Origin of the sequence: Modicisalibacter muralis, assembly GCF_900102945.1 — a bacterium.
GTDB classification, from domain to species: domain Bacteria; phylum Pseudomonadota; class Gammaproteobacteria; order Pseudomonadales; family Halomonadaceae; genus Modicisalibacter; species Modicisalibacter muralis.
This window is the reverse complement of record NZ_FNGI01000001.1, coordinates 127,993-149,653: the sequence shown is the minus strand read 5'-3', so window position 1 is coordinate 149,653 and position 21,661 is coordinate 127,993. Positions and strand designations below refer to the sequence as shown.

The 21,661-nt window shown below is 56.9% G+C and carries 19 protein-coding genes; 5 read left to right on the top strand and 14 right to left on the bottom strand.

Annotated elements, in window-relative coordinates; translation table 11 throughout:
- Window positions 1-167 precede the first annotated feature (167 nt).
- The 3 genes from BLR92_RS00765 to BLR92_RS00755 all read right to left on the bottom strand — a co-directional run bounded on the left by BLR92_RS00765 (window position 168) and on the right by BLR92_RS00755 (window position 3,132).
- Entirely contained in the window at window positions 168-1,190 is a 1,023-nt protein-coding gene (locus BLR92_RS00765) for an SIS domain-containing protein (protein ID WP_089724561.1), read from the bottom strand.
- Window positions 1,187-2,323: an N-acetylglucosamine-6-phosphate deacetylase gene (nagA, locus tag BLR92_RS00760; RefSeq protein WP_089724559.1), complete on the bottom strand. Its 1,137-nt coding sequence runs from the start codon at window positions 2,321-2,323 to the stop codon at window positions 1,187-1,189. Before nagA ends, BLR92_RS00765 begins: the two co-directional genes overlap by 4 nt.
- A 68-nt stretch (window positions 2,324-2,391) precedes the next feature.
- Entirely contained in the window at window positions 2,392-3,132 is a 741-nt protein-coding gene (locus BLR92_RS00755) for a GntR family transcriptional regulator (protein WP_089724557.1), read from the bottom strand.
- A gap of 237 nt (window positions 3,133-3,369) precedes the next feature.
- Between BLR92_RS00755 and BLR92_RS00750 the strand changes: the two genes are divergently transcribed.
- From BLR92_RS00750 to BLR92_RS00730, 5 genes are all read left to right on the top strand, one after another.
- A complete protein-coding gene (locus tag BLR92_RS00750) occupies window positions 3,370-3,999 on the top strand; it encodes an NAD(P)H-binding protein (RefSeq protein WP_089724556.1) in 630 nt (209 codons plus the stop codon).
- A gap of 102 nt (window positions 4,000-4,101) precedes the next feature.
- Window positions 4,102-6,042, top strand: a complete 1,941-nt coding sequence (locus BLR92_RS00745; protein ID WP_089724554.1) for an exoribonuclease II — start codon at window positions 4,102-4,104, stop codon at window positions 6,040-6,042.
- A 134-nt stretch (window positions 6,043-6,176) separates the two neighbouring features.
- Window positions 6,177-7,295, top strand: coding sequence for an N-acetylglucosaminyl phosphatidylglycerol synthase (locus BLR92_RS00740; RefSeq protein ID WP_089724552.1), 1,119 nt, complete (start codon window positions 6,177-6,179; stop codon window positions 7,293-7,295).
- Window positions 7,296-7,303: 8 nt separating this feature from the next.
- Entirely contained in the window at window positions 7,304-8,305 is a 1,002-nt protein-coding gene (locus BLR92_RS00735) for a glucosaminyl phosphatidylglycerol flippase (protein ID WP_089724550.1), read from the top strand.
- Between the two features lie 181 nt (window positions 8,306-8,486).
- Entirely contained in the window at window positions 8,487-8,681 is a 195-nt protein-coding gene (locus BLR92_RS00730; protein ID WP_139171559.1) for a hypothetical protein, read from the top strand.
- Between the two features lie 108 nt (window positions 8,682-8,789).
- Here BLR92_RS00730 and BLR92_RS00725 read toward each other — a convergent pair whose 3' ends face one another.
- From BLR92_RS00725 to BLR92_RS00675, 11 genes are all read right to left on the bottom strand, one after another.
- Window positions 8,790-10,031, bottom strand: coding sequence for an O-antigen ligase family protein (locus BLR92_RS00725; protein ID WP_089724546.1), 1,242 nt, complete (start codon window positions 10,029-10,031; stop codon window positions 8,790-8,792).
- Window positions 10,032-10,182: 151 nt separating this feature from the next.
- A complete protein-coding gene (locus tag BLR92_RS00720; RefSeq protein ID WP_089724544.1) occupies window positions 10,183-11,988 on the bottom strand; it encodes an ABC transporter ATP-binding protein in 1,806 nt (601 codons plus the stop codon).
- Between the two features lie 60 nt (window positions 11,989-12,048).
- Window positions 12,049-13,374 carry a sugar transferase gene (locus BLR92_RS19850; protein WP_245703863.1) on the bottom strand — a complete coding sequence of 442 codons (1,326 nt, stop codon included), beginning with the start codon at window positions 13,372-13,374 and terminating at the stop codon, window positions 12,049-12,051.
- A 224-nt stretch (window positions 13,375-13,598) separates the two neighbouring features.
- Window positions 13,599-14,891 (bottom strand): DUF4910 domain-containing protein, encoded by a 1,293-nt coding sequence (locus BLR92_RS00710; RefSeq protein WP_089724540.1) that lies wholly within the window; start codon window positions 14,889-14,891, stop codon window positions 13,599-13,601.
- A gap of 18 nt (window positions 14,892-14,909) precedes the next feature.
- Window positions 14,910-15,905 (bottom strand): polysaccharide deacetylase family protein, encoded by a 996-nt coding sequence (locus BLR92_RS00705; RefSeq protein WP_089724538.1) that lies wholly within the window; start codon window positions 15,903-15,905, stop codon window positions 14,910-14,912.
- A gap of 28 nt (window positions 15,906-15,933) precedes the next feature.
- Window positions 15,934-16,758, bottom strand: coding sequence for an SDR family oxidoreductase (locus BLR92_RS00700; protein ID WP_089724536.1), 825 nt, complete (start codon window positions 16,756-16,758; stop codon window positions 15,934-15,936).
- Window positions 16,748-17,665 (bottom strand): Gfo/Idh/MocA family protein, encoded by a 918-nt coding sequence (locus BLR92_RS00695; RefSeq protein WP_089724534.1) that lies wholly within the window; start codon window positions 17,663-17,665, stop codon window positions 16,748-16,750. The genes BLR92_RS00700 and BLR92_RS00695 overlap by 11 nt, the downstream gene beginning before the upstream one ends.
- Window positions 17,666-17,766: 101 nt before the next feature.
- Complete coding sequence (locus tag BLR92_RS00690; RefSeq protein ID WP_089724533.1) at window positions 17,767-18,987, bottom strand: polysaccharide pyruvyl transferase family protein; 1,221 nt, start codon at window positions 18,985-18,987, stop codon at window positions 17,767-17,769.
- Window positions 18,988-19,070: 83 nt separating this feature from the next.
- Window positions 19,071-19,865 carry an SDR family oxidoreductase gene (locus tag BLR92_RS00685; protein ID WP_089724532.1) on the bottom strand — a complete coding sequence of 265 codons (795 nt, stop codon included), beginning with the start codon at window positions 19,863-19,865 and terminating at the stop codon, window positions 19,071-19,073.
- On the bottom strand, window positions 19,846-20,562 hold the full coding sequence (locus BLR92_RS00680; RefSeq protein WP_089724530.1) for an acylneuraminate cytidylyltransferase family protein: 717 nt from the start codon (window positions 20,560-20,562) through the stop codon (window positions 19,846-19,848). Before BLR92_RS00680 ends, BLR92_RS00685 begins: the two co-directional genes overlap by 20 nt.
- Before the next feature lie 27 nt (window positions 20,563-20,589).
- Window positions 20,590-21,651: a sugar phosphate nucleotidyltransferase gene (locus tag BLR92_RS00675; protein ID WP_089724528.1), complete on the bottom strand. Its 1,062-nt coding sequence runs from the start codon at window positions 21,649-21,651 to the stop codon at window positions 20,590-20,592.
- Window positions 21,652-21,661: the final 10 nt, after the last annotated feature.

The following is a 21,661-nucleotide window of genomic DNA, read 5'->3' as shown; positions in this document are numbered from 1 at the left end:
TGTTGTGGCACTTCGCCCACGCAGGAACCACTGCATAAATGCCCGCTCGGCCGAATGACTGCGTTGCGCGGTACTCGAAAGCTCGCCTAACCCTGTGTTATGTCTCGCTCTCTGTGTTCCGTGCGCCTTGTCCTTCATGCAGATCGGCGATTTATTCAGCGGCTCCCTTACAGCGTGCAAGTCACCTTTTGCAGGTGGCGCGGTTGATCGGGATCGCTATCGCGCGCGGCGGCCAGGCCGGCGCTCATCACATAGAAACTCTGAATCACCGACAACGGCTGCAACGCGGCATGGCCGGCGTCGGCCAGGGTCAATTCGCGCTTGGCGACAGCCTCGTCGGCAGCCAGCAGCACCCGCGCGCCGACACCGCGCAGCCACTCGGCCAGTTCGATCAACCCGGCCTGCTCCGGCCCCGGCGGGGCGAACACCAGCACCGGATAACCGGGTTCGATCAGCGCCATGGGCCCATGCTTCACCTCGGCGCCGCTGAACGGCTCGGCCTGTATCGCGCAGGTCTCCTTGAACTTGAGCGCCGCTTCCTGGGCCACCGCCAGGCCAGCGCCACGCCCCACCACCATCAGCCGGTCGGCCTCGCGCAACGCCTCGATAGCCGGCGACCAGTCCTGGGCCACGGCGGCCTCTAGTCGCGCCGACAGGCCATCAAGGGCATCGAGCAGCACGCGATCCTCGTTCCAGTGGCCCAGCAGTTGGGCGCAGGCCGAAAGCGTCGCCAGGTAACTCTTGGTCGCGGCCACGCTGCGCTCTTCACCGGCGAACAGCGGAATCTCGATATCGCTGGCCTCGCCCAGCGCCGATTGCGGCGTGTTGACCAACGCCAAGGTGCGCGCGCCGCCGGCGGCCATCGCCTGCTGGGTGGCGATCAGGTCGGGGCTCTGCCCGGATTGCGAAATCGCCAATGCCAACTGGTCTTGTAGCTGCCAGGGCGCACCGGCCAGCGTGGTCAGCGACGGCGGCAGCGAGGCCACCGGGATTCCCCGGCTGCGCATACAGAGATAGGCGAAGTAGCTGGCGGCATGATCGGAACTGCCACGCGCCACGGTCACCACGCCGCGCGGCTGGGCCAGGCGCAGGCGTTCGCCGACCTCCGCCAGCGGCGCGGCATTGCGCGCCAACTGACCGGCAATGCGCGCCGGGGCGTTGCACGCTTCTTCGAGCATCAAGGAACTCATGAGGCACCTCCTTCGACGAGGCCGCTCGTGATCGAAACTTCTGCGACGACGCCCCCCTCGACATACACGGATTGAACGCCAAGCTGGGAATCCATGACCACCAGATCGGCCTGGCAGCCCTCGGCCAGCCGACCGCGATCGACGAGGCCAAGAAAATCGGCGGGATAGCGCGACAGTCGCGCGCTGGCATCGGCCAGCGACAAGCCGACCGAAACCAGGTTGCGCAGCGCCTGATCCATGGTCAGGGTGCTGCCGGCGAGCGTTCCATCGGCCAGGCGCACGCCACCCAGACACTTGGTCACCGCCTGTTCGCCGAGGCGATACTCGCCATCCGGCATGCCGGCGGCGGCGGTGGAATCGGTCACCGCATAGAGCCTTGGGATGCTGCGCAACGCGGCGCGAATCGCACCGGGATGCACATGCAGCAGATCGGGAATCAGTTCGGCGAACTCGGCATGCGCCAGCGCCGCGCCGACCATACCGGGGTGGCGGTGATGCAGGCCGGTCATGGCGTTGAACAGGTGGGTGAAGCCACAGGCGCCGTGCTGCATGGCCGACACGCCCTGTTCATAGCTACCCAGGGTGTGGCCGAGCTGGACGCGGATGCCGCGCTCGCTCAGATGGCGGATCAGTTCATAGTGGCCGGACAGCTCGGGGGCCAGGGTGACCAGTCGAATCGGCGCCAGCGCGCAGAGTTCGTCGACCTCGGCGATCGGCCCGGGCCGGGCATACGCCGGTTGGGCGCCGAGCTTGCCGGAATTGATATAGGGGCCTTCCAGATGCACACCCAAGACGCGCGCGCCGCGTGCCTCGCCAGAGGCGATGAATGCGTCGATTTCACCGAGCACCCGGCGGATCTCGGCATCCGGCGCGGTCATGGTGGTCGCCAGCAGGCTGGTGGTGCCGAAACGCGCGTGAGTGCGCGCCAGGGTGTCGATCGCCGCTGCGCCCTGCATGACATCGGCGCCACCCCCGCCATGCACGTGCAGGTCGATGAAACCGGGCAGGATACGCGGCGCGTCGTTGCTCGCCGGGTCGACCGGCTTGCCGTCGATGCGCTGAATACGGCCGTCTTGCCAGTGCAGTTCGCCCAGCAGCCAGCCGTCGGGGGTCAGGATATTGCCGTGGAGCATCGGCTTACCTATGCAATGGATGTATTTAGCAGCTCGGTTGTTTATCGAGCCCGATGCAGCTCGGCTCTTTATCGAGCCCGGTGCAGCTCGACCATGAAGTCGTAGTAGTCGGTGCGGCAGTAGGTAACGGTCAATTCCGCCGGGGTACCGTCGGCCAGGTACCCCAGCCGGGTGACCTTGAGCAGCGCCTCGCCTCGCGGCACCCGGGCGAGATCCGCCAACTCGGCATCGGCGTTCACGGCGGTGATGTGTTGCAACGCGCGCTCCACCGGCTTGCCCAAGGCCAGCAATGTCTTGTAGAGCGAGGCCTCGACCGCTTCAGGGTCATCGAGCACCGCTTCAGGCAGGCAGCTCTCCTCCACCGCCATGACCACGTCATCGGCCAGGCGCAGGCGCTTCAATCGCGCGACACGCGCATCGCCGCCCAACCCCAAACGCAATGCTTCTTCGATACTTGGCGCTTCGAGACGCCGCGACAGCCAGCGCGAACGCGGCGTGAAACCGCGCTGGGTGAGCATTTCGGTGAAGCTGACCAGGCGCGTCAGCGGCTGGTTGAAACGCGGCGAGATAAAGGTGCCCGAACCGTGAGTGCGACGAATCAAGCCCTGTTCAGCGAGCCGATCCAGCGCCTTGCGGGCGGTGATTCGCGATACCTCGAGCGACTCAGCCAGAGTGCGCTCGGAGGGTAGCGCCTCGCCGGCCTGCCAGGCGCCCGCCTCGATGGCATCGCCCAATTGGCGCGCCAACTGGTGATAGAGCGGCGTGGCCAGGGCGGCATCGAGGGTCAACTGTGCAAAACGTGGGTCCATGAGCGATTCCCTGATAAATCTTAAGAACCACTATAGACCCAGTACAATACCAATCAAATACCAATTGGTCTTACTTTGGTCTTATAGTGATCATGGTGTCCGTTCCAGCGACCTTGATTCAGGTGACCGCCACCCGCATGACCCATCCACACGGATGCCTCGAATAGACAGCGGCAGTCGGGCACGAGTATTCGGTCGACAGCATTTTGTCGACGAGCACGAACAACGGAGGTTGCGATGAAAACCCTGATAATCGGCGCCAATGGCAAGATCGGTCGTCAATTCTGCGAGCTGGCCCGGGCAGCGGGCTTGCCCATCAAGGCGATGATTCGCGATAGCGACCAGCAAGCGTGGTTTCGCGAGCGCGGTATCGAAACGGTGATCGCCGATCTGGAAGGTGAACTACGCCACGCCTTTTCGGGCTGCGATCAGGTGGTGTTCAGCGCCGGTTCCGGCCCGCATACCGGGCCCGACAAGACGCTGATGATCGATTTGCACGGCGCGGTGCGCGCCGCCGATCTGGCCAGCCGCTTGGGGTTGCCACGTTTTATGATGGTCAGCGCGATGCGCGCCGAGCGACCGCTGGAGGCGCCCGAGAAGCTACGCCCTTACATGGCCGCGAAGCATGCCGCCGATGCCCACCTGCGCGCCTCGAAAGTCGCGCAGGTGATTCTCAAGCCAGGCCGGCTGACCGATGAACCGGCGACCCAGCGCGTGGCCACCACGCTGGAAGAAGCCGGCGACAACCGGGTATCGCGCGCCAATGTCGCGCATGCGCTGTTGCATGTGGCGCAAACGCGCAGCCTTCAGGATCGCGAGTTCGTGCTGCTCGATGGGCAGCGGTCCATTGCCGAGGCGCTGACCTGATCCGGCATCGTCGATCCTGTGCCGGACGATGGCATCACGATTGGCGACCGCGGCGCGAATCCGTATAGTGGCCGTTCGTCCCGCCAACCGTACCGACTCCTCATGCTGCAGAATAATTCGCTGCTGGCGCAGCTCAAGCAACAGATTCGTCAACAGACCCCGCGTGTCGAGGGGGTGATCAAGGCCACCGATCGCGGTTTCGGCTTTCTCGAAACCGCCGACGGCGAGTCCTATTTCGTGCCGCCGCCCGCCATGAAGCAGGTCATTCATGGCGATCGCGTCGAGGCCGCTCTCAAGGAAGAAGGCGACAAGAAATCCGTCGAGCCGGAAACCTTGCTCGAAGCCGGCCTGAGTCGTTTCGTTGCCCGGGTGCAGAAACGCGACGGCCGCCTGGCGTTGATTCCCGATCACCCCTCGATCAACAACGTGCTCAAGGCGCGTATCAAGCGCAGTCTCGATGAAGACAGCATCGCCGATGGCGACTGGGTGGTGGCACGCTTGGTGCGTCACCCGCTCAAGCCCGACGACAACAGCTTCTTCAGCCAGATCGACGAGTTGATCGCCAAGGCCGACGACCCGGCGGTACCTTGGCGTGTCACCCTGGCGCGCCATGCGCTGGAACAGGCCTCGCCACAGGCCGGCGACGACTGGCCGCTGGCCGACGAAGGGCTGGAGCGCGAGGATCTGACCGATATGGCATTTTTCACCATCGATGGTGAAAAGACCCGCGACATGGACGATGCGCTGCATATCGAGGCGCGCGCCGAGGGCGGCTGGCGGCTGAGCGTGGCAATCGCCGACCCCACCGCTTATGTCGCCGAGGGTCACGCCGCCGACCTCGAGGCCCAGACCCGCGCCTTCACCGTTTACCTGCCGGGGCAGAACGTCACCATGCTGCCCGAGCTTCTGGCTGACGATCTATGCTCGCTGAAGGAAGGCGAGGAGCGCCCGGCGCTGGCTTGTACGCTGGACATCGGTGCCGATGGCAGCCTCGGCGACTACCGCTTCTTTGCCGCCACGGTTCGCTCGCAGGCCCGCTTGGTCTACGACCGCGTTTCCGACTGGCTGGAGAAGCGTGGCGATTGGGCGCCCGACACGGCGACCGGCGAACAGCTCAAGGCGCTGGCCGACATGACCGAGGCTCGTAGTGGCTGGCGTGCCGAGCATGCGCTGGTATTCAAGGATCGTCCCGATTACGTCTTCGATCTCGATGACGCCGGCAACGTGCTGGATATCCGCACCGAGGAACGGCGCATCGCCAACCGCATGATCGAGGAGGCGATGATCGCCGCCAACGCCTGTTGCGCCGATCTACTCGCAGCCAAGGTCGGCCACGGCATCTTCAACGTGCATCGTGCCTTCGAGCCCGAGAAGGCCGACGCCGCGCTGGAATTCCTGGCCACCCAGCAAATCGAGATCGAGCGAGAGGCCCTGCTCGAACTGCCGCGTTATCGCGAGCTCAAGCGCGCGCTGGAAAGCCGCGACGATGCCTGGCTGGATGCGCGACTGCGCCGTTTCCAGGGCTTTACCAGCATGTCCGCCCTGCCCGGCCCGCACTTTGGCCTGGGGCTGCCCGCTTACGCCACCTGGACCTCGCCGATTCGCAAGTACGGCGACATGGTCAATCACCGCTTGATCAAGCGCGTGCTCAAGGGCGAACAGGCCCCCGCGGAAGCCAGCGCCAAGCTCACCGAGCAGCTTACCGAGCGTCGCAAGCTCAACCGCATGGCCGAGCGCGACGTCAAGGACTGGCTGTATGTGCGCTACCTGACCCCGGCGGCCAAGCAGCAGCAGACCTTCGATGCCGAGATCATCGCCATCAATCGCGGCGGCATGCGTGTGCGCCTGAGCGCCAACGGCGCCACCGCCTTCGTGCCCGCGCCGCTGATGCATAGCGAGCGCGACAAGGTGGCGATCGATGACAAGGAAGGCCGCGTACAGATCGAGGGCGAGGAACGCTTCAAGCTCGGCGATGCCATTCGGGTAACGCTCACCGAAGCGCGCGAGGAAACCCGTTCGCTGGTAGCCAGACCGACCGCCTGAGCCAACGCCTCGCCTACTCGCGAAAACGGCGGGCACCGATAGTCGGTGCCCGCCGTTTTTTTGGCTGTCGTCGAACTGTCGCATTGTGCCGTTAGCCTGAATCGCAACACGCAACGATCTCAGGAGGTGGCTTCTTGCACGTCGCCGATATCACCATGTTTCACGCTCCAGCCAGCGGCGGAGTAAGAACCTATCTGCAAGCCAAGCATCGCCGCCTGGCGCAACTCGCCGATATCGAAGCCAGCTTGTTGACTCCCGGCAACGAGGCCATGCAATTGGGCGGGTTGCACACCTTGCCCGCGCCCTATCTGCCTTTCGGCCAAGGCTATCGTTTCCCGTTGCGTCGGCGGGCCTGGACCGATGCGCTGACCCGCATCGCTCCGGACCTGATCGAGGCCGGCGATCCCTATGTGACCGCCTGGTCCGCACTGGATGCCGGCCAGCGCCTCGGCGTGCCGGTCATCGGCTTCTATCACTCCGATCTCCCCAGACTGATGGGCGACCGCCTCGGCGCCGGCGTGGCACGCCGCCTGGAAGGCTACGTCGCCAATCTCTACGGGCGTTTCGACCGGGTGCTGACGCCGTGCCGCTCGATGGTCGACCGGCTACGCCACTGGGGCGTGCCCAACGTGTACCTTCAACCGCTGGGCGTCGATCTCGATACCTTTCATCCGCGCCGTGGCGACCCACGACTACGCGAGACGCTCGGTCTGGCGCCCGGGACGCGGCTGCTGATCTTCGCCGGGCGCAATTCACGCGAAAAGAACATAACGGAACTGCTGGAGATGGCGCAGTGCCTGGGGCCTGGCTACCACTTGCTGATCATGGGGCCGCGAATGCCCGCTCGCCTGCCGGATAACGTCAGCGTCTTCAATCGCTACTGCGACGTCAACGAGGTGGCGCGCTGGCTGGCCAGCGCCGATGCCCTGGTGCATGCCGGCACCCGCGAAACCTTCGGCCTGATTGCCCTGGAAGCCATGGCCAGTGGCCTGCCGGTGATCGCCGTGCGCGCCGGAGCCTTGCTCGAAAACGTGCCGTTGGGTTGCGGCATGCTCTGCGAGCCGCATTCCCCGCAGGGCATGGCCCAGGCGGTCCGCGAGCTGTTCATGAACGATGCCGAGGCGATGGGCCGCCATGCCCGGCGCCATGTCGAACGCTACTACACCTGGAGCCGCGTCGTCGATCTGTTGCTCGATCACTACCGCGAGGTCATCGGCGCGACCACGACACAACCCAATCAGCGGCTCGGCTGAAGCAAGCCATGCCACGCTCGCTATGGTTGCTACCTGTCGCCCTGGTCATCGCGGCATCGATTCCGTTGCTGCTGGGCGGGCGCGGTGCACTACGAGAGCTGGGCGACTTTCCCACCGGACAGCTAGTGCTGATGCTGGGGCTGATCGTGGTGTGCTGGAATCTCAATGCCCTGCGTCTGCGCCTACTGTTGGCGGGTCGCTCCGAGCGCTTGAGCCAGTCGCGCGCGGTGGGCGTGGTGATGGCCACCGAGTTCGCGATCTGCGCCACGCCCGGCGGCAGTGGCGGCCCGCTTACGCTGCTCGGGCTGTTGACTCGCCACGGCGTACGCCCGACGCGGGGCTCGGCGATCTTCATCGCCGATCAATTGACCGACCTGACGTTCTTTCTCGCCGCGCTGATCGGCGTGGCGCTGTATGCCGTCGTCGAAGCCATCGAACTGAACCTTGGCTGGCTGATTGGACTGCCAATCTTGCTGCTCGGTTGCGGCCTACTGTTGCTGTGGCTGATGTTGCGCCACACCTCTTATCTGCTCCGCTTGAGCGGTGGCTGGCTAACGCGATTGCGGCTAGGGCCGACTCGGCGTCGACGCTTCGCCATCATCCGGCGCCTGTTGTCCTTCCGCCGAGCACTGATCGAAACACTGCGTTTGCCGCGGCACATTCTAGTGCTGGTGTTCGCGCTCTGCTGCGGCCATTGGCTGCTACGCTACAGTGTGTTGTATCTGGCCATCGACGGCCTCGGCGAATCGGTCGACTGGGCGTGGACGTTCGTGATCCAGATGCTGGCGATGGCCGCTGGCCAATTGAGTTTTCTGCCCGGTGGGGCCGGTGGTGTCGAGCTGACCTCTAGCGCACTCCTGATGCCATTGATCGGCAAGCACAGCGCCGCCGCTGCCGTACTGATCTGGCGCTTCGTTACCTACTATTTCTACCTGTTGGTCGGAGCGCCGGTGTTTCTGGCCCTGGTCGGCCGAACCGTAATCCGCCTGCTTCAACGCCGTCACACATAATCCACAACGCATGAGGTCGCTATACCACGCTTCAGCTCGCCGTCTCGCTCACCCTGGCCCTACCCGCGCTCGCCGACTACGCCGAAGGCGTCGGGCCCTGGGCGCCACAGGTCCTGAATCTGGACAAGGCAAGCTGACCCCGACCAAGCTGGTCGCGCGCGCTCACGATGCCGGGCTAGTGGTGCACCCTTTCACCCTGCGCGCCGACCGACTGCCCGATGGCGTAAAGGATTTCACCGCGCTATTCGAGACGGTGCTGTTCGGGGCCGGTGGCGTATTCACCGATCACCTCGGTCAGGTCGTCGCGTTTCTCGCCGAGCACGGCGAGTCGGACAAGTCGGACAAGTCGGACAAGTCGACAGTATCCGAGCAATAATGCTGCCCAGCGACCCGCTTATCCAAGTGTATTCACGCAAAAGGGCACCCTCAGGTGCCCTTTTGGCCATGCAATCCCCAGCCATCGTTTAACCGTTGACGACGTTGCTCAGCTCACCGCCCATGAATCGTGAGAATGGTATTTCGAGACTCGGGCTGCTATCTGGTTTTTCAACAACGCCCAGCAGATCACGTTAAGTCCCAGGTATCCCGCCAAGCCACGTGCATCACGCAGCATGGATTGACTCAAGCCGAAGTCGATGAAAGACACGCAGATTATCACCCCGGAAAGTGCCAGGGAGCGCACTCGAGAACTGCGGGTGCCTCTCAGGTGACGAGTAAACAACAACAGGGGAATACCGTATAGCCCGACCAGAGTCAGCAAGCCCACCAGACCGCGACGCGCGGCCGTATCAATGACCTCGCTATGCAACTGCTCATACCAGCTCACCTCCAGATGTAGCTTACCCTCGGCGACCATTTCATCGCGGGCGGCTTGTAGCCGGCCCTCCCCCCACCCCAGTAGCGGCTTTTCAGCAAACAACACGACACCGGCCTTCCACATTTCCAGACGCAGCCCTTCGGGAGTGCCTTTTACGTCATCGACGAAATAGCGCTGGAGATTTTCAACACCCACCATCACGCGCGCCAGCACACCCGATTGCGGTAGGCTCACCGCGCCTATCATAAGGGCGCCAAGCAGCCCGATCATTATCAGCAGACGTTTGCCGGGCAGCATCACATGAAAGGTGCGAAAAATCAGCCAGCCAAGCAGGGGAAGCGCAATCCAGCCGCCCCGCGTACCGGAAAGCATTGACGTCACGAGCCCCGCCACGGCGGCCAGACCCAGCAAGCCGGTCAGCCAGGCGGTTCTCCGCAATGCACCGCTCATCAGACCCAGCATGGCAACGAGGGCCAGCACACCCAATAATAACCCCAGATTACCGAAGGGTATGGCATTCATGCCGTTATCGGCTCGCGAATCGCCAAGCCATAGCCGCTCATAGCAAGCGATCGCCCCGGCACCCAGAGCGCCGCCAATCAATCCCAGCCACCAGCCCAACAGCGCTGGCGGATGGCGTCGCAGCCAGACCAGCAAGCCGGCGGCCAGTACCGGCCAAAGCGGCAGCAATACCCCATGACCTCCTCGGCCATCCGGCCACACGCCGGTGCGCGCCACATCCGCCAGCCACACCACGGCATAACTCAGCAACGCCAACAACCACAGGGCATCCTCGACATCTAGCCGGACACCTCGGTCCCGTGTCACCATACCGCCAACGAGCGCCACGCCGGCGGCCAGCAACGGTGCGACCGCGTAACCCCAGGGCAGGACGATCAACGACGCCACGAAAGTCGCCGCAAGAACTGTGTTGGCATGTATCCAGGGCGTGCCAAGAGTCCCTGAAAAAGATCGGGGTGCCACCAAGGCACCCCGCTCACGTTTCTTCTTCACAAAACATCCTTATTGCATGAATCCCGAAAGATATAGCGAGAGAATGTCAGGCATGCTCGACCATGCGCTTGAAGATATCGTTACGTCCGAACAGATCCTCATACTTGCCCGAATCGATAACCCTCCCTTTGTGCATCAGGTAAATGCAATCGCATTGCTTGACCGTCGCCAACCGGTGGGCAACGATAATGATGGTTTTATTTCCGGAAAAATCGTGAACGGCATCCATGACCAGTTTTTCGGTGATGCCATCCAGAGCGCTGGTCGCCTCGTCCAGCACCAACACTTCGGCGTCGCTATAAAGCGCTCGGGCAATACCGATGCGTTGCCGCTGCCCCCCGGAAAGTTGTACACCGCGCTCTCCCACACGGGTGTTCAGGCCGTCAGGAAGCTCCGCAAGCAATTCATCCAAATGCGCCATGCTTGCCGATCGCCTGACCGATTCATCATCGATGGACTCTGGCGGCAAGCCGAAGGCAATGTTCTCTCGAATGGATGCATCGGTAAGGAAAATATTCTGGGGCACAAAGCCCAGTGTGTTTTGCCAAGCTCTTATATCACCTTCCGACAATGGCCGGTCATCGATCATCAATTGCCCACTACCAGGTTTGATCAACCCCAGAAGCAGATCAATAGTGGTGGATTTCCCCGAGCCCGAGGCCCCAACCAAACCGATCACTTGGTTGGCGTGAATTTCCATGGATAAGCCATTCAGTGCCGGCTCCTGTTTGCCCGGATAATGAAAAGAAATATCACGCAAGGCGATGGAACGTTTTGGCGTCATGTAGCCGGCCTCGTGTACGTCGATGGGGCCTTTATCGACCTTGCCTATTGCACTTGCGCGCAAATCGTCGCGTACCGCATCGAACGCCGCCAGAGAGCCTCGAATCTGCGAGATGCTGGAGTAAACCTGCTGAAACGCCGGTAGCAATTTGAAGCCTGCCAATGCATATACCGACAGTATGGGGAGGATACTGCCCATGTTTCCGTTGTGCGTTGCCAGCAAATAGAGCACCAAAAAGATCACGCTGCCAAAGGCCACCAACTCCATGGCATAGCGCGGGGCTTGGCTCAATGCCTGGTTGATACCTTGAGCTTTGGCAAAACGCCCACTCGCCGCTTCAAAACGTTCGTTAAAGACGTTCTGGCGCCCTAGTACCAATACATCCTTGATGCCGCCGAAGCCCTCAACCAATAGTTTGAAGCGTTGTGCCTGCGATTTGGAAATGGCTCTACCATTGGAAATCAGGCGTCGACGCACCGTCATGTAGAGCATCAGGTAGGCGACTATGAACAGCGCCAATCCAGCGATTGCCACAACCGGATTATAAATAAAGATGGCCACCAACATGAAAAACGCCATGGTCAGCTTGGCATTCATCAACATCAAGGGGTTGATGATCTTGAGTGTCATGCGCTGGCATTCCTGGGTGATTCGGTTGGTCAATAGGCTACTGTTTCCGCTGGCATGAAATATCCATGGTTGATGCATATAATGATTGTATAAACGACTGCCTAACTCAACGCCTACCCGGGCGCCATATAGTGAAAGTCGCCAAATCGTGACCATCGAAACCAGCGCTGCCAAGGTGAGGACCACCAGAACGCCTACGCCTACCCAGAGCAGGAAATCGGTCGGCGAGGCTGCACCGGACGCACGATAAACCTGCGCGATCGCCCCCTCTCCCTGCAGTTGACTCATATCTCCAACCAGCGCCATGAAAGGGCCGATGGAAACCACCGAGGCAATTTCAGCGAAGGCCATGAGTATAACAAGTACCTGTAAGCGCAATAGTTTATTGCGCTGCTCCGTCGTTAACAGTGAATAAAATTCCGTTAGACTTTTTAACATTTAAAATCACCAAAAGTGGTTTCTGGTAGTACACCGCGCAACTCATGACAGCCACATTGACTATCTAGAGCCGAATCCAGTAACAAGAGTCTTTAAAGTTCGTATTATGATGAGCACATCGAGCCAGAATGAAAAGTTCTTGATATAATAGAAATCATATTCCAGCTTACCGATCATGCCGTCCACGTCGGCGGCATAGCCCTGCATTACTTGGGCCCACCCAGAAATCCCCGGTCGCACGACATGCCGGTAATGAAAGTATGGTACATCCTTGGCATACCAGCCGGTGAGTTCCATGGATTCGGGACGCGGCCCAATCAGGCTCATATCGCCTTTTAATACATTGAACAGTTGCGGCAACTCATCAAGACGATATTTTCGAATCACTCTGCCAACCCGGGTCACCCTCGGGTCTTCACCATCGATGGTAAAGCCTTTGCCTATACACCCCGTATACATGCTACGAAATTTATAAACCGTAAATTGACGACAACAAAAGCCCATGCGACGCTGCTTGAATATGGCCGGGCCTGGACTATCCAGGCGAATGGCAGCCATCGTCATTGCCATCAGTGGAAGTACCAAGGGTATGACCAGTAGCACGGCAAGAATGTCCATGCCTCGCTTGAGTGCTTCATAGCCTTCATGGGGGGAAAGACTTCCATGCTGAACTTCCTCGTGAAGATGATCGAGAGAAAGCTTTCCACAAGTCATTTCCATAGCCTTGCTCGAGCTATATACGGGTATACGGTGAATTGTACAATCCGCTAAAAAGCGCCGCCATATGTCGCTAAGATCGGCTTGCAAATCAGCGACGACACCATTGACTCGAACATGATCGAGGCTGGGAACATCAAGCAAGCACCAACCGGCACCCTGGCTCTCGTATAGTTCCGCTGCCTTTCCAAAGGGTACGATCGCGAGTATCTTCTGGCTGAAAACGGATATGGCCAGACAAATTATAAAACTGGAAGCACATCCCACCAGATAGGTAATCAAAACATACAAGTGGTCATACTCGACCGCAAAGGTCTGCAGTGCCACAAGCAGGAAAAAATAATATAGCGTTACACATGGAGTGACCAAAACATAAGATTTTACATGAGGCAAACCAGCCAACTGTTGTACTGAAACAGTAGCCATCAGGTATGCCGATGAACAACCGATTATTGCCGCCCACTGCTCTGGCCCGATACTATCCCAGAACTCCCATCCCCAAATAACCATGACTGGAAGTATGATCGAAAAAAACCACCCCAAGACAAGGTGGAAGTTGTTATTAATCAATATTCGTTCGAATGGCCGAGAGTGTCGCCGTTGATGCTCGAGCAGTGGGTGATGAACTTCACGGGCGTGAGTCGCTTCTCCAAGTTTGGCTCCACCCATGCCTGCCGAAGTCCCTTCAGTGGTAGGAGAGCTGAGGCGCCTTTTAATTATTGACAGTAACATTTTCAACCTCTAAGCCAAGGATTCTTGATTTCCAAAACCAACTAATTTGGATGAATAATAATTAGTTATTTCTCCAAGCAGGAGCGCAGCAATTCACCGACAATCTATTTAAGCGCTTAGGGGGTTGTCCGAGAGCTTCGTTAGCCTCGTCAATACTGACTTTAAGATAGCTCCAGCAGACCGTGCCGGACCCATTGCCTTAGGTAGCCTTCAACCAAGAGCGGTGGCAGGCCAACCCTACCAGCCAGCAAATTCACACTGGTGGTCCGGGTGAGCGTCGGAATAATATCCATCAAGAGACGCATTCGGCGCCGCTGATCGTCTGGAATGTCACCGAAGGCGACCTGTCCAGGATCGATATAGAGATCATAAGCCGGGTGTGAAAGACAGATATTTCCGGAGAAACGCTTGCGTACGACCGGACTTGCTTCCAGCGTGTCGACCGCCCGCAGCAATACCTGAACGGCTTCTTCGAGACATTCGTCGCTCATCAAGGAAATATTGTCACGGTCGGTGTGATACTCCGGATAGGGATAACGTGACAATGAAGCCATGGGTATACCATAGGCTTCCCAGATATATTCATCGTTAATAAGCGCGCTTTCGAACTCGCCGGTGTGGTACCGAAAACCGCTCTCAGCCAGCGCATCGGCCAGCGTAAGTTCTATATTGGCCTGCCGATGGCGGGAGAACTGCAAGGACAGCTCTGTTGGTGAACCGAGCATTTCAAGCATTACGCCTTCCAGCAGTTGCTCGCGTTCCCCGGCTGGCAAATGACCAAGATAATATTCATTTCCTATAATCCCTGGTGCCAGCACGAGCCTATAGCTGAAGTTCAGTGGGTGCTGGCGTTTACGCAGGGCCTCGAACAGGGCCACGCCTACTGCCACCCCCGAGAGACCGTCATTAGCAACACCTGGGTGGTCCAGGTTAGCACCGAAAACGATGGTCTCTGGCGATCGACCCTCGAGAGTATAATCGAGTACTCGCAATATACCTTGGGCTTCTTCGGTTTCGATGACGACGTCATAATCGCCCGGTTCAAGGCTATCGAAAAAGGTTCGCGTGACACAAAACCCCCAGTCACGCTTCCAACTACGAAACAACTGACGAAAATGAAAAGGGATCGCATCGAGGTATCGGTGATCGTAATGCAAATGCTGACGCAACTGCTCGCGCGTCACAGTTCCCTGGAAAGGTGCCGAAAGGGCCATGACAGCCAGCGGGTGATGACTGCCGTCGTAAATCCGTTGCCCCTTGTAATCTATTCGGGCGGTCCTGACATCCCATTTTGGCGGTATGACCCAACCGTTATAGTCATCCCCCGCTGGGTAGGTATGCTCCCGGAAAGGCAGGATATCTTGCATATAACGAATAGTATCGTCGTAATCGCTTGAACAAACGACCCGGTTTAGTGGTGTCAGGTCCGAAAGCAGTTTCATCATATCGAACATTGGCTTTTCCCTAGCGTTTTATGCATTGTTAGCAGAGATTTCCTGCATCCAGCCATAGTTCTGCAACGTCGCTTCGAGCGAGTGAGGCACATCATTGGTATCCAGTCTGGGTAGAAGCAAAGGATCATTTCGCGAAATATCCGCCACCCCCATGTCGACAGTCAGGCCTAGCGCGCATTGCCTCTCTCGTAGGAGAGTCAGCAAGGAATCGTTGTAGCCGCCATAGGGGTAACACATGACCCAGTCGCGTGTTGAAACACCCAACTCGGCAAGGAAGTCCAGGCTGTCGTCTATCTCTTTTCGCTGGTCATCGGGGGAAAGCGTGTTCAACCAAAGATGTTGATCACCGTGGCTACCGATAAACATACCGGCGCCCTGGAGCTCGCGAAGCTGATCGGTGCTCATGTACAGCTCGGCGGCGAAAGCTTTTTCATCCTCGGTCACGAAGCGGCGAAATAGCCGATCGATCAGAGGCGCACGCAGGGGTTCCGGTAAACCCTTCTGCAGAATGCGCTTGATGAAAGCCACCTCGGGATCGTCGTAACGGCTCTCGGTCGAATAGGTCGCGAAGTAATCCGCATTGTCTTTTAAATCATATTCACGACGATTCTCATCCATGGCAGTAAATATCTCACTGACCAGGCCCGAGGGGTTTGCACCGCTGGCGAGGGTAAAATGTATCTTGTTAACGCCGAGTACTCGCCCCTCGCGCACGGCGCAAGCAGGAGGAAAGAAACTCCCCTGTAGTCCGCGTTCGGCAAGCAGCGGAAAGACATGCTCATGGTGTTCGCGGTATCCGTCATCGAAGGTCAACAGTGCCGCCCGTGGAGGCAGAGAACCCTGGCCCCGGGCGGCAGCGATCACTTCTTCCATACGCACCACCTGGCAATGACGCTGTATAAAATCGAGCTGTCCACGAAAATACTCCAGCTCAAGAGCCTTGAGGTTGGAGTAGTGAGTTCCTTTAAGGGGACGCACATAGTGATACATCACAATCATGAGGCTCTGTGTCACCGCAAACTCTCCTATAGCCGATTTGTCATTACCAGGCACTCAAACCACCATCGACATACAGGTTTTGGCCGGTGACATAACGCGAGGCATCCGAGGCAAGGTAGATGAGCGCGCCAACCAGATCCTCGGGACTACCCATGCGCCCGAGAGGAACGCGCTGCGAGTAGCGGGATGTGAATTCCGCGTTCTGACCGCTCTGCACACCGCCAGGAACCAATGTATTGACGCGGATGCCGTGCTCCGCCCAGGCCGTGGCCAGGTAGCGGGCCAGACCGGCCACACCGGCCTTGGAAGCGGCGTAGACGGGAGGTGTATTTATGGCCACCCCAAGATATTCCGAGCCTGCGTAGATACGTGGATCGCTGCCGAGGTGACCATAGATGGAGCCGGTATGAATGATGCTCCCTCCCTTGCCCTGCGCTATCATTTGCCGCCCCACCGCACGCGATACCAGGAACACGCCGTCGAGGTTCACCGCCATGATCTTTCGCCACTCGGCAAGGGAGTACTGCTCTACGGGAGCGAAAAAAGCCTGAAGATCAGCGGATTTGCTAGCGGCATTGTTATGCAGGATATCGATGCTCCCAAAGCGCTCGATAGCCTTGTCGATGAGCTCTTCAACCGAGGCCTCACTAGCAACATCGCAGGCCCAGCCTGCACAGGCAACGTTGGTGTCGCGCGCAAGCTCGCGGGCATAGCGATCGGCCCCGCTACCATCCAGGTCAGCTACGATGACATGCGCGCCAAATTCAGCCAGTGCCCGACAAAATTGCTGCCCCAATATGCCGAGTCCACCGGTGACGATGGCGACCCGCCCGCTGAGGTCAAATAGTCGGCTGAGGTTAGTAGACATCTATCGCCACCTCATTTCCGCTCTGTAGAGCCTGCTTTCCAGCAATCAATGTGCTAATCACATCGACAGTGCATTTCGGCGAATAAGGCGGACGCTTATGGCGGATCATACTCCAGAATTCCCATAGAAGACGCCGGAACATGGAGAAGTTGTCGGTAATGTCGTGGCTGCTTATCTTTTGAGTTCCGAAAGCCTCGACTCTAAAAATTTTAGGCGCCTCATGTAGAGCATCGATCACCACCGGCGTCCCATCTGACATAGTTATTACAACAGAATCATGGTTAGACGATACAGCTCGCACCGAAACCGGACGAGACTTCATTAATGGAAAAATCGCATCCAGCAAATGGACTCCGTAGCGCTCCCAATCATTGATTATTGTTCCACGCACCAATCGAAGATCGCCATATCCACTGATATTATTTTTCACCGCATCCAATTCTTTGGCATATCGCATACTCGAGCAGGACATCAACATTCCCGCTTCCAAACATGGAATAAAATAATCAAGATCGTCTTTATTCAATGTCAAGGGCTTGTCAATAAGCGCCGGGATGCCTGCCTCGAGAAAGGGCTCGGCGAAATATCGATGAGTGGTGTGGTCGTCACGAGCGATGATCACGGCATCCACTTCTCCAAGCATATCAGCGGGAGACTTCACTGCATGCTCAATATTTGCTGCCAGACACAAGGCTGAAGTTTGTGAAGGTTCCTGCGTCCAGGCATGCGTAACCTTTAAATCTCCAACACCAAAATCCGAAGCATGGCGACAGCGTACGTAATCGTATATGACTGGCCATCCGGCTTCACTCAGGCCCTTATCAGAATACCCGTTGATAATGGAGGAGTAAGAAAATGGGTGGCCATTGCCTGGACTAAGTCCAAGGACGCCTACACGCGTTAGCATATGAAATATTTCCTCAGAACACACGAACCAACTACCATAAAACTACTCAATGGCAATAAATCCATCAACGCAAAGGATTGTTCACAACACCAAGCATGGCATTAATTATAATTAGAATATTCCTGAAGGACTCTTACATTTTCTTTAGAGAGCTCTTTTAGACGCAAGGCCCCTTCTCGAAATTTTTTTCTGAAAACCTCTCCTTCAGCGATATAATTTTCCACTTCATTGACAATTCCCTCAGCTTGGCTCTCAAGAGAAAAAGGGTCAAAGCGGACCGGCTTCATTCCCGCCTGTTTCATAAAAGCATCCATTTTTGGTGTGTGTTTACTAATCGCGATTACAGGTACACCGCCAATGTGGGCAAATATACTGGGATGCCATCTGGCGCCGATATAAGCCTGTGCATTCCCCAATACATCAATGGCTTGCTGCGTAGAAGCCGAGTTTTTTATCAAAGGTAGCTCAAGCTCTTGGGAGACAGACCCCATGAGATGCATATCTTTTCCTGAAGAAGCTGTTAATAATACCTGCCCCACTTTCTGACGTAATTTTTCACAAAGACTAACCAAGCCGGGGATAGGATCAAAACCAGGCCTTAGACCGCGAAAATATACCGAGCCACCTCCAACACAAACATAGGGTTTCATCGGATCAAAACTTTCAGTACTATCCAACAATTTTTTTAAGGATTTCGCATGAACGTCGTGCGTATTATTTTCTGCAGAGAGGGAAGGGGAAAAATAAGCCGCATCCGCTGCGATTCTTCCATGCCCTTCTTGGCAAGCTAACGCGGAGTCAGGTTCACGAAACACAACATCATCAAGCATTGGATTAACATGATGAGCAATCTCGAGCAATATGGAATCATTCAGAACAACGCTATGGTTAACCAGCGCTGTAACTTTACCGAGGTATTTTTTTGCTAGAAAAGCGATAAAATAAATCATTCGGCTTTGTCGGGTTCTGTCGTAAATACAGCCCTCGCCATTAATTAACACAACATCACATTGATTTATAGCAGTTTTTATTTCCTCAAAAATCTCGCCACACATGACTCGCTGGGCACTACATTCGAACTCACTCCAACTCCTTGGCGCAACATCTAGTACATCTCTATCTTCAGAAGTTAATTCAGCACTCTCTAAATCTTCACTAAATTTTTTTATGTCGCTTTTATGAGGAGCAGAGATACGGTGCTGATATATAGTCGAACCAACATACCCCCCTGCTATTCCAATCAACTCGCGAAGTGCAAATGATGTTGCCTTAGCCCCCCAGTTATTATCATCGGATGTATCGTTAACCAAGCAAATTTCCATATTTACCCACCCTACGCCAAAGACAATGTTGAACAAAATTTATTAGTATTTTTATTAAAGTAAATCCAGTCATCTAATGGGTGTCACCAGATTGCCCAGCCACCGTCGACGCATAGATTTTGCCCCGTCATGTACGCGCCGGCATCGCTGGTCAGCAGGGCTATCGCACCTTTCAATTCGTCTGGCTGCCCCAGTCGCCCCAAGGGAGCCTTGTCCCTAAGGCGTTGCATGAATGCTTCGTTTTCCTGAGTTATGGAATGAGGAAACGCTCCAGGGCTCAATGCGTTAACGCGAATTTCGTCGGGCGAAAGAAAACTTGCCAAATAGCGAGTGAATTGCAGCACACCTGCCTTGGCGGCTCCATAGCTAGGGGGATTGGCGTGGTCGGTACCTGCGTAGAGTCGATAGTCCGGTGCTACATGGCCATACATGGAGGCTATGTTTACGATGCAGCCCGACCTTCCCTTTAGCAGCGGGTAGCACTGTTTTACCATGCGAAAAACGGAATTCAGGCTAATGTCGACATCGTAGTACCAATCATCTTCTTGAATGCTTTCCCAACTGTTCTTACGCCCGGACCAGGCATTGTTGACCAGAATATTCAGCCCACCGTAGTTGTCGCGCAACATCTCCACACAGCGTGTCACGGACGCTTTATCGGTGACGTCGAGTTCAATACCTTGATGGTGACCAGGCCCAATGTCACTCAACCGTGCCGCCATGGCCTCACATTGGCTTCCGTCGCGACTGGCCAGAACCACATTGGCGCCCAACTCGGCAAGTGCCTCGCCCATGGCACTGCCAAGATGACCTGCCCCCCCACTAATCAGCGCGGTGCGTCCGGTCAGGTCCATTAACTCATGCAGTGATCTGTTCATGATTCCACTCGCTGGTAATGAATTCCGCCATTAGGAAATCCCGCTCGTTATCGATATCCAGGGAGTGCTCGCCATTCACGACAACAGCCCCCGTACGGCCGAACAGCATTCCCCGGCTGGCAAGCTCGAGTTTGTCGAAACGGAAAGCATAAACTTCACCACTAAGCTGATAAGCTTCAGGCAATTTTTGGCGAGGCAACCAGGGTACACTACCGTCGATGAACGTCTCAGGCGTGCCGCTATCAATTCGCCATGCTCGATGCGGGTTCAACTCGGCGGGTTTGAAGGTGGCTACGGAATCGAGTTCATCGTGATGCAACCGAAACAGGCAGGACCGTGCATCGGCCGCTTGTCTGAACGGACACGTTGGCTCCAACAGGAGCCCGTATGTAGCGCTCTCGCCTTCATTGTGTAAGCGCTGTGCCAGATCGAGCAGTGCATCGAGAACTAGCGAATTGTCCATCGCAAGCTCTGGAGAGCGCGTATAAACCTCGGCACCATAATCTCTTGACACCTTGGCGATATCGGCACTGTCGGTCGAGACGATGACACGATCGACTTCCTTTACCTGCGAAGCGAGCTCCAGAGTCCATGCAATCAGCGGTTTACCATTCAAGGATCGGATATTTTTTCCCGGGACAGTTTTACTACCGCCACGTGCCGGGACTACAGCAATGACTCTTTTTCCGTCGATCATGGACATTACCTGATATTGGGATGAGTATTAAGCCAATCTTAATTGCGCCATGGTGTCGCAATATTGCTGCCATTCTCCAGTATCCGACCATGCCTTGGCACTAATTGGATAAACGCCAACCCGGCCACCACGGCTCTTGACGTCCTCGATTAGCTCGGTAATGTCATAGAATTTATTTTTGGGAATCATCTCGAGAACCGAAGACCGCAGAACATACAACCCAGTATTCACCATAAAATTATAGTGGGGTTTCTCGCGCATAGCACAAAGCTGCCCGTTGTCAACGATATCGCAGATACCATAGGGAATATCGTAAGGACGCATCGATACCACCATGGTAATATCATTGCTTTCCTTTCGATGATGCTCGACCATGGTGTGATAATCTGCTTTGATTATCACATCACAGTTGGTGACCATTAAATCCCCTTTAAATTTACCGGCCAGAGTATGCAGGCCACCGCCCGTCCCTAGTGGCTCGTCTTCGTAGATGTAATTAAGCCGATACGATGGGTCAAGTTCTTCGAAATAGGCCTGAATCAGTTTCGATTTGTAATTGACGGAAAGGTAGAACTCATCGACACCACATTTTACAAAAGAGTCGAGAATTACCTGGATTGCCGTCTTCTCCCCTATAGGGATAAGAGGTTTGGGAAGCACACTGGTAAAGGGAGCAAGCCGAGACCCCTTACCACCGGCCATCACCACCACGGGGAGATCAAGCGCTTCCGGTTGCTTGGCGCTTTGATCCTCCTGAAATAGGGTCTCCCAGAAATACATATCGATAATGTGCCCCTCTTCATCGAGAACGGGCACTGATGTGATCTTAAGAGTGTGCATGGCACTTTTAATAGTGCCGACATCATCGCCGGCCTTGGCCGCATAGGGAGCGCGGTTGCATACATCCCCCACTACGCCATCCAGATCTCCGCCTCTGAGAATCCAGCGGCGAACGTCGCCATCGGTCAGGGTGCCGAACAGGCGATTGTCTTCGCTAACGACATAGAGGATTTTACGACTTATCTCTTCCAACTGATGTAGCGCTTCCAGAACCTGGCGTTGTTCATCAATCAAGAGTGACTCGAACATGTTATGCCTC

Excerpts from the sequence above, each read along its gene's own strand:
- BLR92_RS19850 (WP_245703863.1), bottom strand. The coding sequence starts at position 13,374 with ATGGGTGGAGCCAAACTTGGAGAAGCGACTCACGCCCGTGAAGTTCAT.
- BLR92_RS00750 (WP_089724556.1), top strand. The coding sequence starts at position 3,370 with ATGAAAACCCTGATAATCGGCGCCAATGGCAAGATCGGTCGTCAATTC.
- BLR92_RS00675 (WP_089724528.1), bottom strand. The coding sequence starts at position 21,651 with ATGTTCGAGTCACTCTTGATTGATGAACAACGCCAGGTTCTGGAAGCG.
- BLR92_RS00700 (WP_089724536.1), bottom strand. The coding sequence starts at position 16,758 with ATGTCTACTAACCTCAGCCGACTATTTGACCTCAGCGGGCGGGTCGCC.
- nagA (WP_089724559.1), bottom strand. The coding sequence starts at position 2,323 with ATGCTCCACGGCAATATCCTGACCCCCGACGGCTGGCTGCTGGGCGAA.
- BLR92_RS00685 (WP_089724532.1), bottom strand. The coding sequence starts at position 19,865 with ATGAACAGATCACTGCATGAGTTAATGGACCTGACCGGACGCACCGCG.
- BLR92_RS00695 (WP_089724534.1), bottom strand. The coding sequence starts at position 17,665 with ATGCTAACGCGTGTAGGCGTCCTTGGACTTAGTCCAGGCAATGGCCAC.
- BLR92_RS00745 (WP_089724554.1), top strand. The coding sequence starts at position 4,102 with ATGCTGCAGAATAATTCGCTGCTGGCGCAGCTCAAGCAACAGATTCGT.
- BLR92_RS00720 (WP_089724544.1), bottom strand. The coding sequence starts at position 11,988 with ATGTTAAAAAGTCTAACGGAATTTTATTCACTGTTAACGACGGAGCAG.
- BLR92_RS00765 (WP_089724561.1), bottom strand. The coding sequence starts at position 1,190 with ATGAGTTCCTTGATGCTCGAAGAAGCGTGCAACGCCCCGGCGCGCATT.
- BLR92_RS00710 (WP_089724540.1), bottom strand. The coding sequence starts at position 14,891 with ATGTTCGATATGATGAAACTGCTTTCGGACCTGACACCACTAAACCGG.
- BLR92_RS00735 (WP_089724550.1), top strand. The coding sequence starts at position 7,304 with ATGCCACGCTCGCTATGGTTGCTACCTGTCGCCCTGGTCATCGCGGCA.
- BLR92_RS00755 (WP_089724557.1), bottom strand. The coding sequence starts at position 3,132 with ATGGACCCACGTTTTGCACAGTTGACCCTCGATGCCGCCCTGGCCACG.
- BLR92_RS00680 (WP_089724530.1), bottom strand. The coding sequence starts at position 20,562 with ATGATCGACGGAAAAAGAGTCATTGCTGTAGTCCCGGCACGTGGCGGT.
- BLR92_RS00690 (WP_089724533.1), bottom strand. The coding sequence starts at position 18,987 with ATGGAAATTTGCTTGGTTAACGATACATCCGATGATAATAACTGGGGG.